Source organism: Microbacterium sp. A8/3-1 (assembly GCF_040267695.1).
Taxonomy (GTDB): domain Bacteria; phylum Actinomycetota; class Actinomycetes; order Actinomycetales; family Microbacteriaceae; genus Microbacterium; species Microbacterium luteolum.
Map to the genome: position 1 here is coordinate 1,776,425 of NZ_CP158357.1, position 15,641 is coordinate 1,792,065.

The window sequence follows — 15,641 nt, forward strand, 5'->3', positions numbered from 1 at the left end:
GCCGATCCGCGACGCACCGACCGGGAGAGCAATGGAATTCCGCGACTACGTCCGCGTCCTGCGAAGGCAGATCGTGCTGATCGTCGCCGGGGCCGTCATCGGGCTCTCCACCGGCGCGCTCGTCGCGATGCTCACCCCGCAGCGGTTCGAAGCCTCCGCCGAAGTGATGATCACGGTGCAGGTCGGCGACACGGCAACGCCAGCCGAACGGGCGCTCGCCACCAGCTACGCGATGCAGACCGTCGGAACCTACCGGGCGATCCTCACCAGCACGCTGGTGCTCGCGCCGGTGATCGAGGACCTCGACCTCCCCACCACCCCGGCCGGTCTCGCCGGACGCATCCAGACGAGCGCCGCGCTCAACAGCGCGATCATCACGATCAGCGTCGAACACGGCAACCCGGGCCAGGCCGCCCGCATCGCGAACGCGGTCACCGAGAGCTTCACGAACGTCGTCACCGAGACGCTCGAGAAGCGCGAGCAGCAGACCGCGTACTCCGTGCGTCTCGTCACGCTCCAGGCCGCGCAGGTCCCGACCACGGCGGTCGCACCGAACATGCAGCTCTCGCTCACGCTCGGCGGGATCATCGGCCTCGCCGCCGGCATCGGGATCGCACTCCTCCGTGCGACGCTCGACCAGCGGGTGCGCACGGCATCCGACGTCGAGGCTGCGGTCGCCGCGCCCGTGCTCGGGCAGATCCCGCTGGATCCCGACACCTCCGAGCACCCTCTCGCGGTCAGCGCCGCGCCGCACGGTGCCAGAGCAGAGGCGTTCCGCGCCCTGCGCACCAACGTGCGCTTCCTCTTCACCGAGGGCCAGGGCGTGTTCGTGATCACGAGTTCCGGCCCCGGAGAGGGCAAGTCGACGACGGCCGGCAACCTGGCCCTCGCCTTCGCCGATGCCGGCCACCGCGTCGCCCTGATCGACGGCGACCTCCGCCTCCCGCGCGTCGCCGAGTACTTCGGCATCGAGGGCGGGATCGGCCTCAGCGACGTGCTCGCCGGGCGCGTCGACCTGAACGACGTGATCCAGCCCTGGGGGCGCAGCGCGCTCTTCCTCCTTCCCTCGGGCACCGTTCCGCCGAATCCGGCCGAGCTCCTCGGCTCCCGCGCGATGGCGCAGCTCGTCGAGGCACTCAGGGACGCATTCGACGTCGTGATCATCGACGCGCCCCCGCTGCTTCTCGTGACGGATGCCGCCGTGATCGCCCGCGTGGCGACCGGCGCCATCCTCGTCGCCGCTTCCGGCGCGACGCACGCCACCCGCCTTGCCGACGCGGCGAAGAGCATCGAAGCCGTCGACGCCCGCGTGCTCGGAACCGTCGTCACGAAGGTGCCGGTCCGCGGCGGCGACAAGAATCCGTACGGCATGGAGGTCGAGCGAGTCAGCCGCTGACGCGCCCCGCACGGTGCGCGTCAGCGGCGTGCACCGTGAAACAATGTCGAGAACCGTCTTGCGGCTGGTCTGAGCAGACCGAGACCGCACACAACAGGGGGAATCTGCCGCGTGGAACTTCGCGACTATGTGCGTATCCTGCACCGCAACTGGATCCTGATCCTCGTCCTGCTGATCCTCGGCCTCGCCGCCGGCGCAGGATACGCGGCGCTGCAGCAGCCCAAGTACGTGGCCTCCACGCAGCTGTACGTCTCTGTCCACACCGAAGGCGCCGCGACCGGTGACCTCGTGCAGGGCACCACCTTCGCCCGCCAGATGGTGACCAGCTACGTCGACGTCGTCAGCACGGCGCTCGTGCTCGAACCCGTCATCGACGAACTCGGCCTCGACGACAGCGTGGCGGGGCTCAGCGGCCGCGTGACGGCCACGACCCCGCTGAACACCGTGCTGATCGACATCACCGTCACCGACGGCGATGCCGAGCAGGCCGCGGACATCGCCAACACGGTCGCATCGAGCTTCCAGGACGCGGTCCAGGAGACGCTCGAGCAGCCCGCGGTCGAGGGCGCCGTGAGCCCCGTGCAGATCACCGTGACCGAGCCGGCCGTCACCCCGACACAGCCGACCAGCCCCAACGTGCGGATGCTCATCATCCTCGGCGGCATCATCGGCCTGGCGGTGGGCATCGCGATCGCGACGCTGCGCACCGTGCTCGACAACCGCATCCACACACTCCACGACATCGAGGCGCTCACCGACCGGCCGGTGCTCGGCGGCATCGCCTACGACCCGGAGGCGACCAAGCGTCCGCTGATCGTGCACGCCGATCCGCGCAGCCCCCGCGCCGAGTCGTTCCGCAGCCTTCGGACCAACCTGCAGTTCCTGAACGTCGACGCGGGGCCTCGGATCTTCGTGATCTCCAGCGCCGGCCCCGGCGAGGGCAAGTCGACGACGACCGCGAACCTCGCGATCGCGCTTGCCGAGACCGGTGCGCGCGTCGCGCTCGTCGACGGCGACCTGCGGCTGCCGCGCGTGGCGGACTACATGGACATCGAAGGCAGCGTCGGCCTCACCGACGTGCTCATCGGTCGCATCGACGTGGCCGACGCCCTGCAGAAGTGGGGCACGAACGACCTGTTCGTGCTGCCGAGCGGACAGGTACCGCCCAACCCGAGCGAGATGCTCGGCTCCGCCGCCATGGACCAGGTGCTGGCGCCGCTCGGCGAGTACTTCGACTACGTGCTCATCGATGCGCCGCCGCTCCTCCTCGTGACAGATGCCGCGGTCGTCGGCAGCAAGACGCGCGGAGTCATCATCGCCGCAGCGTCCGGCAAGACGAAGAAGCAGGAGTTGGAGGGCGCCGTGCGCTCGCTCGAGACCGCCGGCGTGAATCTGCTGGGCGTGGTCGTCACGATGCTGCCGACCAAGGGTCCCGACAGCTACGGCTACGGCGCCTACACCTATGGCGCGACCCACACCGAGGACGCGCCCGCGAAGAAGCGCAAGCGCGCCAAGGCCTCCGCCTAGCCTGCTCCGGCCTCCCGGCTTCGGGGCGTCAGGGCTTCGGGGCGACCCGGAAGACGACCCAGTGGTACAGGACGAAGCGCAGCAGCACGACGATCACGATGCTCACCAGGTTCACGGCGTTGACCGCGAACGCACCGGGAGCGCGACCGAGCGACGAGGCCACCAGCTCGACGCCGGCCCACACGAGAGCGGCGCCGATCGCCGTGCACACCGCATTGGTCGCGAGGAACAGCAGGACCTCGGCGATGCGGCCGCGGCGGTCGCGGTGCCGGAACGTCCACTCGCGGTTCCCGATGTAGGCGTTCACGAGGGCGACTAGCGAGGCGGCGATCTTGGCGGCGACGACGTCCCAGCCCCACACGTAGACGAGGAGGTTGAAGACGCCGATCTCGATCAGGGTGCTCAGCCCTCCGACGACGAGGAAGCGGCTGCCGACGCCGACGAAGCGGCGCAGTCGGGAGGGGGAGGATTCATGGCTCAACTAGGCTACTTGCAGAATGCCCTGCGCCCTGCCATCCCTAGGACCCCTGTGACTCTCAGCCATCTCGCCATCGTCATGCCCGCCTTCAACGAGGCCGAGGGCATCCGGGGCTTCATCGACGAGATCCGGGATTCCGTGTCTCCACTGGCCGACCGCGTCACGTTCCACATCGCCGACGATCGCTCGACGGATGCCACGGCATCGGTGTTCGACGACGTCGCCGACGTGACGGTCGACGTGCAGCCGGTGAACCGCGGACACGGCCCGACCGCTCTCGCCGCCTACCGCGCCGGACTCGCCACCGCCCCGACGGTGCTCATCCACGTCGACGGCGACGGGCAGTTCTACGGCCGCGACTTCCCCCGCTTGCTCGCCGCTCTGGACCAGGCGGATGCCGACGTCGTCCACGGCGTCCGTGACGGGCGCACCGACCCCTGGTACCGGAAGGTCCTCACCTCGGCCGTCGGCCTGCTGATCGCCCTCGCCGCGGGGCGCCGCATCCCGGACGTCAACACTCCGCTGCGTGCCTACCGCCCCGACGCCCTGCAGGCGCTGCTCGACGCGATCCCCGCCGACGCGTCGGTGCCGCACGTGCACTTCTCGCTGGCCGAGGCCCGCGCCGGCTTCACGGTGCGCTACCTGCGGGTGGCCAGCATCCCCCGTCGCGGCGCGTCCTCCACGGGCACGATGTGGGGCCGCGGCAACGGTGTCAGCCTGCCGCCCAAGCGTCTGCGCGCGTTCGTGCGCACCGCGCTCGTGGAGGCCTGGACCCTGTCGCTGCGCCCCTCGGCCCCGCTTCGCGGCATCCGTCGGCCGGAGCCCGTCGCGCGATGACCCGCACGCGCACGATCCTGTTCTGGGCGGTCGCGGCTGCCCTGCTGATCGGACACGTGATCGTCGCCTGGCACAGCCTCGTCGTCTGGCGCTTCTGGGAGGACGAGGCGTTCAACCTCACCGTCCCGCGGAATCTGCTCGCCGGCCTCGGCTATTCGAGTGACGGCGCCCTCTCCGGTTCAACCATCACCCCGTTCGATCCCCGCATCTCCACCGGCCCTGTCGTGCTCCTTCCGGTCGCCCTGCTGCTCGCCACGGGCATCGACCCCGTCATCGCCGCTCGCCTCATCCCCCTCGCCTACTGGGTGCTGCTTCTCGCCGGCCTCGCCGTCATCGGTCACCGGATCGCCGGCCGCTGGGCGGCTCTGCTCGCCGTCGCCGTCCCGCTGGCCTTCACTGCCGGGGCAGGGGTGTCGCCGATCCAGGGGCCGGCCGACCTGCTCGGCGAGATCCCGGCCGCCGCACTCCTCGTGTGGGCGCTGATCCTGCTGCCCCGCCGGGCGTGGTTGGCGGGTCTGCTGTTCGGACTGGCGATCCAGGCCAAGCTCATCGTGCTGCTCGCCCTCCCGGCCTTCGCGGTCGCCCTGTGGGTGCTGTCGGACGGCACGGGCTGGGCTCGCATCCGCGATCTGCTGCGACGCGCCTGGCTCCCGCTCGTGCTCGTCGCCGTGCCGACGCTCCTGTTCGAGCTCGTCGCGCTCGCCTCCCTGGGGTTCGGCGGTTTCGTGGAGCATCTCCGGAACCTCGTCAACTTCGTCCGCAGCGGCGGTCAGGGCGACGCCGCCACCTCGGTCTTCCAGAAGCTCGGTGCGCTGGCGGACTCGTGGTCGCTGCCCGGCGTGATCGCGGCCGTCGGAGCCGTCATCGCGATCGGACTCGCTGCCGCAGGTGTCGTCCTCCGCTGGCGCTCGGCCACGCCCGCGGAGCGGATCGTGATCGCGTACGCGCTGGCGGCCTTCGTCGGCGCCCTCGCCTTCGTCGGCTGGTGGGCGACCGCGTCGCGGCTGCCGCTCTGGGTGCGGCATCCGGCGCCCGGCGTCTTCGCCTTCTTCCCGATCATCGCCGCAGTCGCGATCTGGGCCGTCATGCGGATGCCGCGGGGCCGTGCCGTGCGGATGGTCGGCGTCGCCGCGGCATCCGCATTGGCGCTCGTCGTCGCGGCAGGCGGCGTCCTGCACGTCGCCGCGCAGTTCGCCCCGCGCACGCTCATCACGCTGGAGGAGCAGCGCACCGGCGTGGCTCCACTCGCAGCCTGGGTCGAGGACAACGACGTCGAATGGCTGGCCGCAGACCCCTGGGGCGCCGCCGTGGCGCCGATCGTCCTCACCGGGGCGCACGTCGGGCTGTTCGACGCTGTGGCCATGCAGGACGCACCGCGGATCACCGGCCTCGCCTGCACGACCGAGACGCTCGCCGACAGCGGCTACTTCCGCATCTGCGCCGCGCCCTGAGCGCACCGCGAAGCCGCCGCCGACGCGGAACGCCCCCGGCCCGAAGGCGCGGGGGCGTTCCGATCTCGTCGTGTCGACGTGAGGCGTGTCAGAGCGCCAGGCGCTCCTGGACGACGCCGGCCAGACGATCCGCGTATTCGCGCACCGACTCGGCATCCGCCGCTTCCACCATGACGCGCACGAGCGGCTCGGTGCCGGACTTGCGCAGCAGCACGCGCCCGGTGTCGCCCAGCTCGGCTTCGACCTCGAGCACGGCCTGCTTGACGTGCTCGTCGTCTGCGACGCGATCCTTGTCGACGTCGCGCACGTTGATGAGCACCTGCGGGTAGACGGTCATCACAGAGGCGAGCTCTGCGATCGACTTCTTCTGGCGCGCCATCTCGGCCACGAGGTGCAGGCCCGTGAGGAGTCCGTCGCCTGTGGTGGCGTACTCGCTCATGATGACGTGACCGGACTGCTCGCCGCCCAGGGCGTAGCCGCCGGCGTTCATGTCCTCGAGGACGTAGCGGTCGCCGACAGCGGTCTGTCGCACGGTGATGCCGTGCTCGCGCATGGCGACGTGCAGGCCGAGGTTGCTCATCACCGTCGCGACGAGCGTGTCGTCGGTGAGGTGTCCGCGCTCCTTCATCGACACCGCGATGATCGCCATGATCTGGTCGCCGTCGATGTGGTTGCCCTGGGCATCCACAGCGAGGCAGCGGTCCGCGTCGCCGTCATGGGCGATGCCGATGTCGGCGCCCAGACGCACAACGGCCTCAGCGAGGTTGTCGAGGTGGGTCGAGCCGACGCCGTCGTTGATGTTCCACCCGTCGGGGTCGGCACCGATGACGGTCACCTCGGCGCCCGCGTCGCGGAACGTCTCCGGGGAGACGCCGGATGCCGCGCCGTGCGCGCAGTCCAGCACCACGTGGATGCCGTCGAGCCGGTTCGGGAGCGAGCCGAGGAGATGCAGGACGTAGCGGTCCTCGGCGTCCGAGAACCGCTCGATACGACCGACGCCGGCGCCGGTCGGGCGGAGCATCTCCCCCGACATGGCCTCTTCGATGCGCTGCTCGACGACGTCGGGGAGCTTGCGCCCGCCGCGCGCGAAGATCTTGATGCCGTTGTCGGGCGCGGCGTTGTGCGACGCCGAGATCATCACGCCGAAGTCGGCGTCACGGTCGGCGACGAGGAACGCGAGAGCCGGCGTCGGGATGACGCCCGCCTCGAGCACGTCGACGCCCGAGGACGCGAGACCGGCAGAGACCGCAGCCGTGAGGAAGTGTCCCGAGACCCGGGGGTCACGGGCGACAACTGCGGTGAGTCGCTTGCCTTCGGCTTTGCGAGACTCCGCAGTACGGCCCTGGCCCAGGACGACAGCAGTCGCCTGGGCCAGGGTGAGCGCCAGGTCGGCGGTGAGGATGCCGTTGGCAAGTCCTCGCACGCCGTCCGTGCCAAAAATCGGCATCGGAGCAGCGGACCTTAACGCTTCGAGTACTGAGGCGCCTTACGGGCCTTCTTGAGACCAGCCTTCTTGCGCTCCTTGACGCGAGCGTCGCGCGAGAGGAAGCCGGCCTTCTTCAGGGTCGGACGGTTGTTCTCCTCGTCGATGCCGTTCAGCGAACGGGCGATGCCGAGACGAAGCGCGCCGGCCTGGCCCGAGGGGCCACCACCCGAGATGCGGGCGATGACGTCGTAGGCGCCGGTGAGGTTGAGCACCGTGAACGGGTCGTTGATCAGCTGCTGGTGCAGCTTGTTCGGGAAGTAGTCCTCGATCGTGCGGCCGTTGACCGTGATCGTTCCCGAGCCGGGGACGATGCGCACGCGGGCGATGGCCTGCTTGCGACGGCCGACAGCGGCACCCGGGACGCTGAGCACGGGGCGGGGAGCCGCCTCGACTGCTTCGGTCTCGGGGGTCGACGTCGAGAAGTTCTGGGGGGTTTCGGTGGTGTCCTGGATGTCAGCCACGAGTATGTCCTTAAGTCTTTACGGCGCTTACTGGGCGACCTGGTCGAGGGTGTACGTCTTCGGCTGCTGAGCGGCGTGCGGGTGCTCGGCACCGACGTAGACCTTGAGCTTCGACAGCTGCTGACGGCCGATGCTGTTCTTGGGGAGCATGCCACGGATGGCCTTCTCCACAGCACGGACCGGGTTCTTCTCCATCAGCTCGGCGTAGGTGACCGACTTCAGGCCGCCCGGGTAACCGGAGTGGCGGTAGGCCAGCTTCTTCTGGAGCTTCTGACCGGTGAGCGCGACCTTGTCGGCGTTCACGATGATGACGAAGTCACCCGAGTCGATGTGGTTGGCGAAGGTGGGCTTGTGCTTGCCACGCAGGAGCGTAGCGGCGTGCGAAGCCAGGCGGCCGAGAACGACGTCGGTGGCGTCGATGACGACCCAGTCACGCTGGACCTCGCCGGCCTTCGGGGTGTAAGTGCGCGTCACGATAGTGCTGCTTTCTTATGTCGAACGGAGAAGTTCGTGAATCCCACTCCGGGGTGGTTCATCCCCAGGGGGAGGAACACGCCAGTGGAGGGCTCACGTTCGGATAGTGCATCTTCCCCGCAGAAGGGAAGGGCACCAAAGAGACAGCATACGCCACCCGGTGCCCTTCCCCCAAACCGGCCTCAGCCGACGTCGACCCGCGCTCCTGCCGTCAGCACGCGGAGCCGATCGCCCTGTCCGGCGTACCCGAACATGGCGACGAGCCGTTCCCGGGTCTCGGAGAAGTGGAACCAGCCCTCCGCGTGCACGGGAACGATCACGGCGTCGGAGAGGACGTCGGCCGCCTCCAACGCCGTCCGCGCGTTCAGCGTCAGGTCGGCGTCCCCGAAGCGCCCGACGTTGGCGGCTCCGGCGAAGAGGATGGCGATCCCGATCCCGGGGAAGCGCGCGGCGATCTCGCGGACGACGTCGACGGAGGCGTTGTCGCCGGAGACGTACATCGTGGGATGGCCATCGGCTTCGAGCACGAAGCCGGTCACCGAGCCGGACAGCGCCTCAGCCCCCTCGGGCCCGTGCAGCGCGGGCACCGCCGTGACGACGACGTCACCGACGCGGTGCTGCTGCCACGGCGCCAGGCCCGTGATGCCGGGGATGCGGGTGGCCGATTCCTCGGTGCCGAGCACGAGCGGCACCTCGCCCAGCAGCGCCCGCCCTGCGGTGTCGAGGTTGTCGTCGTGCTGGTCGTGGGAGAGCAGCACGACGTCGATCGCGCCGAGAGCGGATGCCGGGACGGCGGGGCCGGTCAGCTTGCGGAGCACGATCGGGCCCTCGTACGAGCCCGGCTCGTCGAAGGTCGGGTCGGTCAGGAACCCGAGGCCCGCGTAGGTGAAGTGGAGCGTGGGTCCGCCGACGAGGAGAGCAGAGATCTGTGTCATGCATCGAGTCTCCGGCATCCTCCGCGGCGGGCCCAGTGGCCTGGAAGCACACTTCCGATAGGATCGGGCCATGGCCTCCTCCGCTCCCCGTTCCCGCGTGGCGGTGCTCGCCTTCCCGCACATCAGCCCCTTCCACCTGTCCGTCCCGACACTGGTCTTCGGCGGCGCGGGACTCGACGGCGTGAGGGGTCTCTACGACGTCGACGTGTGCGCCGAGCAGCCAGGATCGATGCCGACCGCGGCGGGATACGGCATCCGGGTCGACGTCGGACTCGAGGCGATGGACGAGGCGGACCTCGTGGTCATCCCCAGCTGGCGCGAGGGATCGGAGCCGTCGGCTGCGCTGCTCGACGCGGTACGGAGAGCCCACCGTCGCGGCGCGCGCATCGTCGGGCTCTGCCTGGGCACCATCGTGGTCTCCGCATCCGGCATCGCCGACGGACGCGAGGTGTCGACGCACTGGGCCGCCGCCGATCGGCTTTCGGCGGCGGAGCCGCAGATCCGTGTGCGCGACGACGTGCTGTGGTCCGACCTGGGCGATGTGGTGACCTCCGCCGGCGCCGCGGCCGCGCTGGACTGCTGCCTCCACATCGTCCGCTCGGACCATGGGAGCGTCGCCGCAGCGGCGCTGGCCCGCTCACTGGTGCTCGCGCCGCACCGCACCGGGTCGCAGGCGCAGTACATCCCGGCGCCGGTGGTCGCCGTGTCGGCCGACGATCCGATCGGCGGGGCGATGCGGTGGGCCCGCGAGCGCCTCGGCACACCCATCGATGTGGACGGCTGGGCCGCGTCGACGCACATGTCCCGTCGCACGTTCACTCGACGCTTTCGCGACCGCACCGCGACGAGTCCGCAGCAGTGGTTGCTCGATCAGAGGGTCGAGTTCGCTCGCACGCTGCTCGAGAGCGGCGACGACACGATCGAGCGGGTCGCAGAACTCGCCGGATTCGGCAGCGCGGTGTCGCTCCGCCTGCACTTCCGTCAACGGCTCGGCGTCAGCCCGGCGGCGCATCGTGCCGCGTTCCGCCCCGGGGCCGCCTGAGCGGTCGGCCCCTAGTCCGGCTTGACCGTCACCAGGATCGGCCGGTGATCGCTCGACCCCTGGGGCAGCGTGGTGATCCGCTCGATCTCGAAACCCGTCGAGGTGGCGAAGTCGTAGTGGCCGCGGAAGACGCGGTAGCGGGTGTAGGTGTGATCATCGCTCAGTGTCAGCGCGTACCCGTGGTCGCGCACCGCCTGACCGAGGTTCTCCTTGAAGATCGGGTAGTTGTAGTCCCCGACCATGAGCTGCGGCAGCCCTTCGCCGAGTGTCGCGAGCTCGGTGAGGGCGGCACGGATCTGATGGCGGCGCAGGGAGTTGAGCGCCGTCAGCGGCGCCGCGTGGAACGAGGCCACGATGAAGTCCTGACCGTCGTCGATGTCGCGCAGACGCGCCCCGAGCACGCGCTCGTGCGCCGGCTTCGCGATCCGGTCGTGCAGGGACTTCTTGAGCCCGAGCATGCGGATCCCCTGCAGGTGGTACGTGCTCTCCCGGTAGAACAGCGCGATGCCGAGACGGTTGCCGTGCGTGGCATCCGCGAGCACGAGTCCGCCGATCCGTGGCGGGAGCTCGGGCACGTCGCATTCCTGCAGGCAGAGGATGTCGGGGTCGTGCTCGCGCACGAGAGCGGCGAGCTCGCCCGCGGCCCGGTGCTTCTGGAGGTTGTACGAGATGACCTTCATGACCCCTCCCACGCTACCCGTCGTCGCTGTGCACCGGCTCCGATCACTCGTCGTATCCCCAGCGGATGCCGAGCACCCCCGGGCCGAATCCGTGACGCGCGAGGTGCACGGAGCCGCTGCGCACCGGCCGCATCGACGACGCGTAGTCGTCTTCGGTCTCGATGTACTCCTCGCACCAGGTGGGGAGGGCATCGGGGTGGAAATGCACCCAGATCAGGCTCTCGCGCGCGGGCCGCGATGTCGCATGCCAGGCGGACTGGCGCGGCGGATAACCGGACGGGAACGTCTCCGTGAACTCGATGAGCGTCGTGCCGCCGGTGGTGATCGGCTCGTCGAGGGCGATCACCACCCCGGAGAGGAGATGTCCCGGGTGCAGGTACTCGCGGTCGATGCGCCCGCCGACGACGTCGGAGATCACCGACATCACCTCGGTCTCCTCGGGAGCGACGTCGATGAGCGGAAGCTCGGTGATCAGTCCCCTGGTCGCCTGCACGAGGGAGCGCATCACGATGCTCTCGACGGCTCCGCTCGCCCCGATGCGCACCGTGAGATGGGTGGAGAGATCGCGGAGCGCCTCCTGCGGGGCGGACTGCAGCGCGCGCAGCGTCTCCTCCGTCTCGCGGTTCTCGCGCTCCTCGTCGAAGGGAAGCCGTGGTGGCGCCACCGGCCCCAGTCTCGTCGAGGGTCCGAGCAACGAACTCAGGTGCCCGCGGGGCAGACCGAGCCGATCCTCGATACCGTCGACGGCGCTCAGCGACTGCGCACCCTCCGGTTGACGGTCGCCGGACCGCCAGTAGCTGAGGGTCGCCATCGACACGAGGTTGCCGTCGTCGGCGAGCCCCTGCTGCAGTCTCGACAGCGAGATCCCGCGTTCGGAGATCGCTGCGCGCAGGGCCGCGGCGAACGCACCCGTCCGCGCATCGATCCGATCCGTCACGTTTCCCCCGTCGTACTGTGAAGAGATCTGCCGGGTTCAGCTTACGGTCGGTCGTCGTTCCTGTCGCGGCGTGCCCGCGTCTGCTCCGCTCGGGCGGCGAGCAGCTCGTCGGCGGGATAGCCGACCTCGGTCAGTGTCAGGCCGCGCGCCGCCAGCACCTTGAACTCGCTGGTCCGTGTCAGGGCGTCCCGCAGCACCACGAGGTCTCCGATGTCGAGCCGCCCCTCGCCGACGGCGACGCATCCGCCGACGAGCGCGCGCACCATGCTGTGGCAGAACGCATCGGCCTTGACCTCGGCCACCAGCACGCCGTCGGCGTCGCGTTCCCAGCGGTAGTCGAGGAGAGTGCGGATCGTCGTCGCCTCCTCGCGCGGCTTGCAGTACGCCGCGAAGTCATGCAGCCCGATGAGGGTGCGCGCCGCGGCATCCATCGCCTGCTCGTCGAGGCGCCCGCGGATGCTGGTCGTGTCGAGGCGCCGCAGCGGATCGAACCCCGCCTCCGCATCGGCGAGGCGGTAGCGGTAACGACGCCATACGGCGGAGAACCGGGCGTCGAAGCCCTCCGGCGCGATCGAGCTCCGCGTCACCGTGACGTCGGAGTAGGCGCCGAGCACGCCGCGCATCCGCCCCGCGATCGAGCCTGCGGGGTCCTGCGCCGCACGGCCGTGCCGAGCCTCGATCCGCGCCCACTGGGTCTCATTGAGGTCGACGTGCGCCACCTGTCCGGTCGCGTGCACACCGGCATCCGTGCGTCCGGCGACCACGAACTGCACGTCGGAGCCGACGATGCGGGCGAGCGCGGGTTCGAGCGTCCCCTGCACCGTGCGGAGCGTGGGCTGCTTCGCCCAGCCGCGGAAATGGGTGCCGTCGTAGGCGATGTCGAGCCGGATGCGCACGGAGCAAGCCTAGGACAAGCCCGCGAACGGTCCTGCGATGCTCAGATGCCGCCGTCGATGGAACGGATCGTCACGCTCGGCTCATCGGGCACCATCACCTGCGTCTCGCGGTTGAGGCTCTCGCCGCGGAAGAACCGCTTCGAGCGCGGGAAGAGGTACCAGACGAACATCAGGACGAGACCGATGGCGAGCGAGCCGATGCCGATCACGAAGGTGCCGCCGATGCCGAAGAGCACCGTGTAGCCGTAGTCGACGTCCCACATGTCGATCGCGGACTGGATGAACGCCCAGGTCAGCATCAGCCCGCCCAGCAGCGGGAACAGTCCCTTGAAGAAGAAGTCGCGTGCCGAGCTGGTCAGATCCTTCCGGAAGTACCAGACGCAGGCGAAGCCGGTGATGGCGTAGTAGAAGGCGATCGCGAGCCCCAGCGAGAGGATGGAGTCCTGCAGGATGTTGTCGCTGATCAGCGTCATGCCGATGTAGTAGGCCACCGCGACGACGCCCATGACGATCGTCGAGAACGACGGGGTCTTGTAGGTCGGGTGCACGTCCTTGAACTTCGCCGGCAGCGCCCGGTAGACGCCCATCGCGAGCGTGCCGCGCGCGGTCGGCAGGATCGTGGTCTGGGTGGACGAGATGGCCGAGATGACCACGGCGACGACGAGGACCCACCCGAACGGACCGAGGAGGCCGTCCTTGATCGCGAGGAAGAAGTCGTCGGCGTTCGCCTCGTTGCCGAGCCCCGTGCCCGTCTCCCCCAGGCCCGCGTACATCATCGCGGCGATGGTCACGCCCACGTAGGTGAACAGCAGGATGACGGTGGTGAGCAGGGCCGCGCGACCGGGGATGCGCTTCGGATCCTTGGTCTCCTCGTTCAGCGCGAGGCACGTGTCCCAGCCCCAGTAGATGAAGAGAGCGAGCAGGATGGCCTCGGTGAACCCTGCGAAGTCGGTGAAGGCGAAGGGGTTGAGCCATGCCATGTCGAACGGCGTCGGGTCGGGTGCGGTGCCGGCGAAGAACTGCCAGAGCGCGGTGACGACGAAGATCGCGAGCGCCAGGTACTGGATGCCGAGCAGAATGTTCTGGATGCGCTCGCCGATCTCCACCCCGCGCCAGCTGACCCAGGTCATCGCCGCGATGAAGAGCACGGCGACGAGCACGACGCGCCAGTCGTTGTTCTCGAGGTCCTGGCCGATCAGCGACCAGAAGTAGACGGAGGCGATCTGGGCGAGGTTCGCGAGCACCACCATGCCGGCGACCGCTACTCCCCAGCCGCCCATCCAGCCCACCCAGGGGCCGAAGGCCTTGGTCCCCCACGTGAACGTGGTGCCGCAGTCGGGCACGGCGTTGTTGAGCTCGCGGTACGCGAAGGCGATGAGCAGCATCGGCACGAAGGCGATGATGAACGCGATGGGCGCCTGCGCGCCGACCGCGAGCACCACGAATCCGAGCGTCGCGACCAGCGAGTACACGGGGGCGGTCGAGGCGAGACCGATGACGGTCGATCCCCAGAGTCCCAGTGTTCCCGCAGCCAGACCCTTGCCGTCGGGTCGTTCCAGATGAATCGGCGTCGTTGCGGCCATGTCAGAACAGTAGGGCTACTGCGGTTCTCGCGTCAATCGTTTTCTTCCACCGACGGATTCCGCATGCCTGCACTCCTGATGACGACGGAATCCGCAGGTTCAGTCGCGTGCGAGCATTCCGTCTGCGTGGTCGGCGACCCACTCCATCAGGGGGAGCATCCGCTCCATCAGGTCGCGGCCGAGCGGAGTGAGGCTGTACTCGACGTGCGGCGGCACGGTCGGCAGGGATTCGCGGTGCACGAGCCCGTCGTCGGCGAGGGTGCGGAGAGTGGACGCGAGCATCTTCTCGCTGATGCCGTCGACCGCGCGACGCAGCTCGCCCCATCGATGCGTCCCGTCGGAGAGAGAGGAGAGGATGAGCACGCCCCACTTGCTCATGATGTGATCGAGCACGACGCGCGTCCCGCAGCCCTGGTCGAAGACCGCCGGCGTGGACTCCTTGATCTGCGCAAAACTCACTGACATGTAGGTACCTTACCTGAAAGTGGGTACCCTCTGAGCGGAATGTTCTGAGGGGTACCGCCGGTTGTCGAGGGTGTCACCCACGAAAGGACACCCCATGACCATCCTCATCACCGGCGCGACCGGCAACCTCGGACGCCTCATCATCGCCGCCCTCCTCGAGCGCGGCGCCGACCCGCAGTCGATCGTCGCCGGAGCCCGCGACGTCGCCAAGGGCGCCGACCTCGGCGTGCGCGTCGTGCACCTGGACTACACGGATCCCGCGTCGATCACCGCAGCGCTGGAGGGCGTCGACGCGGTCGCTCTCGTCTCTGGCTCGGAAGTGGGTCAGCGGGTGGCTCAGCACCAGGCGGTCATCGACGCCGCAAAGGCCGCGGGCGTCTCGAAGCTCGTCTACACGAGCGCGCCGAAGGCCACGACGAGCGACCTCGTGCTCGCGCCCGAGCACAAGGCGACGGAGGAGCTGATCGCCGCATCGGGTCTTCCCGCGGTGATCCTCCGCAACAACTGGTACACCGAGAACTACGCGGCCGACCTCGCGCGTGCCGCCGAGACCGGGGTGCTCGCCGCGGGCGTGGGCGAAGGCCGGGTCGCCTCGGCGAGCCGCAAGGACTTCGCGGATGCTGTCGCCGTGGTGCTGCTCGAAGACGGCCACGTCGGCGAGGTGTACGAGCTCGGCGGCGACGTCGCATGGAACTACGGCGAACTCGCGGCCGCGATGTCCGAGGTGACCGGTCGCCCGGTCGCGTACCAGCCCCTCACGACCGAGGAGCAGAGCGCCGCACTCGAGGCAGCGGGACTCGACGCGGGAACCGTCGGCTTCGTGGTGGCTCTCGACGCCGGCATCCGCAACGGCGCTCTCGCCGACACCGACGGCACCCTCGCGCGCCTCATCGGCCGTCCGACCACGCCTCTCGTGGACGGGCTGCGCGACGCGGCCTGATCACTCGTCACCGAGACGGAAGTGCCGCCCTCCCCTGCCGGAGGGCGGCGCTT

16 protein-coding genes are annotated in these 15,641 nt (G+C 69.5%); 6 read left to right on the plus strand and 10 right to left on the minus strand.

Features of this window, described 5'->3' with window-relative positions; all coding sequences use genetic code 11:
• Nucleotides 1–31: 31 nt before the first annotated feature.
• Complete coding sequence (locus tag ABS642_RS08760) at nt 32–1,396, plus strand: polysaccharide biosynthesis tyrosine autokinase (protein WP_350353014.1); 1,365 nt, start codon at nt 32–34, stop codon at nt 1,394–1,396.
• 111 nt (nt 1,397–1,507) lie between these two features.
• A complete protein-coding gene (locus ABS642_RS08765) occupies nt 1,508–2,923 on the plus strand; it encodes a polysaccharide biosynthesis tyrosine autokinase (protein ID WP_350353015.1) in 1,416 nt (471 codons plus the stop codon).
• 28 nt (nt 2,924–2,951) lie between these two features.
• Here ABS642_RS08765 and ABS642_RS08770 read toward each other — a convergent pair whose 3' ends face one another.
• On the minus strand, nt 2,952–3,404 hold the full coding sequence (locus ABS642_RS08770) for a GtrA family protein (RefSeq protein WP_350353016.1): 453 nt from the start codon (nt 3,402–3,404) through the stop codon (nt 2,952–2,954).
• Between the two features lie 48 nt (nt 3,405–3,452).
• Here ABS642_RS08770 and ABS642_RS08775 point away from each other — a divergent pair, with 48 nt between their 5' ends.
• Nucleotides 3,453–4,238 carry a glycosyltransferase family 2 protein gene (locus tag ABS642_RS08775; protein WP_350353017.1) on the plus strand — a complete coding sequence of 262 codons (786 nt, stop codon included), beginning with the start codon at nt 3,453–3,455 and terminating at the stop codon, nt 4,236–4,238.
• The gene (locus ABS642_RS08780) at nt 4,235–5,689 is read left to right on the plus strand and encodes a hypothetical protein (RefSeq protein ID WP_350353018.1); all 1,455 of its coding nucleotides are present in this window, start codon (nt 4,235–4,237) and stop codon (nt 5,687–5,689) included. The genes ABS642_RS08775 and ABS642_RS08780 overlap by 4 nt, the downstream gene beginning before the upstream one ends.
• Nucleotides 5,690–5,777: 88 nt before the next feature.
• On the opposite strand, the gene glmM is transcribed toward ABS642_RS08780, so the two are convergent.
• The 4 genes from glmM to ABS642_RS08800 form a co-directional block, all read right to left on the minus strand.
• Nucleotides 5,778–7,136 (minus strand): phosphoglucosamine mutase, encoded by a 1,359-nt coding sequence (glmM, locus tag ABS642_RS08785; RefSeq protein ID WP_282214282.1) that lies wholly within the window; start codon nt 7,134–7,136, stop codon nt 5,778–5,780.
• A gap of 14 nt (nt 7,137–7,150) precedes the next feature.
• Complete coding sequence (gene rpsI / locus ABS642_RS08790; RefSeq protein ID WP_046012472.1) at nt 7,151–7,636, minus strand: 30S ribosomal protein S9; 486 nt, start codon at nt 7,634–7,636, stop codon at nt 7,151–7,153.
• Between the two features lie 27 nt (nt 7,637–7,663).
• A complete protein-coding gene (gene rplM / locus ABS642_RS08795) occupies nt 7,664–8,110 on the minus strand; it encodes a 50S ribosomal protein L13 (RefSeq protein ID WP_210097189.1) in 447 nt (148 codons plus the stop codon).
• A 182-nt stretch (nt 8,111–8,292) separates the two neighbouring features.
• Nucleotides 8,293–9,045, minus strand: coding sequence for an MBL fold metallo-hydrolase (locus tag ABS642_RS08800; RefSeq protein WP_350353019.1), 753 nt, complete (start codon nt 9,043–9,045; stop codon nt 8,293–8,295).
• Between the two features lie 70 nt (nt 9,046–9,115).
• On the opposite strand from ABS642_RS08800, the gene ABS642_RS08805 reads away from it, so the two are divergent.
• The gene (locus ABS642_RS08805; RefSeq protein WP_350353020.1) at nt 9,116–10,087 is read left to right on the plus strand and encodes a helix-turn-helix domain-containing protein; all 972 of its coding nucleotides are present in this window, start codon (nt 9,116–9,118) and stop codon (nt 10,085–10,087) included.
• An 11-nt stretch (nt 10,088–10,098) separates the two neighbouring features.
• On the opposite strand, the gene ABS642_RS08810 is transcribed toward ABS642_RS08805, so the two are convergent.
• From ABS642_RS08810 to ABS642_RS08830, 5 genes are all read right to left on the minus strand, one after another.
• Complete coding sequence (locus ABS642_RS08810; RefSeq protein WP_282214285.1) at nt 10,099–10,767, minus strand: endonuclease/exonuclease/phosphatase family protein; 669 nt, start codon at nt 10,765–10,767, stop codon at nt 10,099–10,101.
• A 43-nt stretch (nt 10,768–10,810) separates the two neighbouring features.
• The gene (locus tag ABS642_RS08815) at nt 10,811–11,704 is read right to left on the minus strand and encodes a hypothetical protein (RefSeq protein WP_350353021.1); all 894 of its coding nucleotides are present in this window, start codon (nt 11,702–11,704) and stop codon (nt 10,811–10,813) included.
• Between the two features lie 41 nt (nt 11,705–11,745).
• Nucleotides 11,746–12,600 carry a tRNA pseudouridine(38-40) synthase TruA gene (truA, locus tag ABS642_RS08820; RefSeq protein WP_350353022.1) on the minus strand — a complete coding sequence of 285 codons (855 nt, stop codon included), beginning with the start codon at nt 12,598–12,600 and terminating at the stop codon, nt 11,746–11,748.
• A gap of 41 nt (nt 12,601–12,641) precedes the next feature.
• A complete protein-coding gene (locus ABS642_RS08825; protein WP_350353023.1) occupies nt 12,642–14,183 on the minus strand; it encodes an APC family permease in 1,542 nt (513 codons plus the stop codon).
• A 99-nt stretch (nt 14,184–14,282) separates the two neighbouring features.
• Nucleotides 14,283–14,648, minus strand: a complete 366-nt coding sequence (locus ABS642_RS08830; RefSeq protein ID WP_350353024.1) for a helix-turn-helix domain-containing protein — start codon at nt 14,646–14,648, stop codon at nt 14,283–14,285.
• Nucleotides 14,649–14,742: 94 nt separating this feature from the next.
• Here ABS642_RS08830 and ABS642_RS08835 point away from each other — a divergent pair, with 94 nt between their 5' ends.
• Entirely contained in the window at nt 14,743–15,588 is an 846-nt protein-coding gene (locus tag ABS642_RS08835; protein ID WP_282214289.1) for an SDR family oxidoreductase, read from the plus strand.
• Nucleotides 15,589–15,641: the final 53 nt, after the last annotated feature.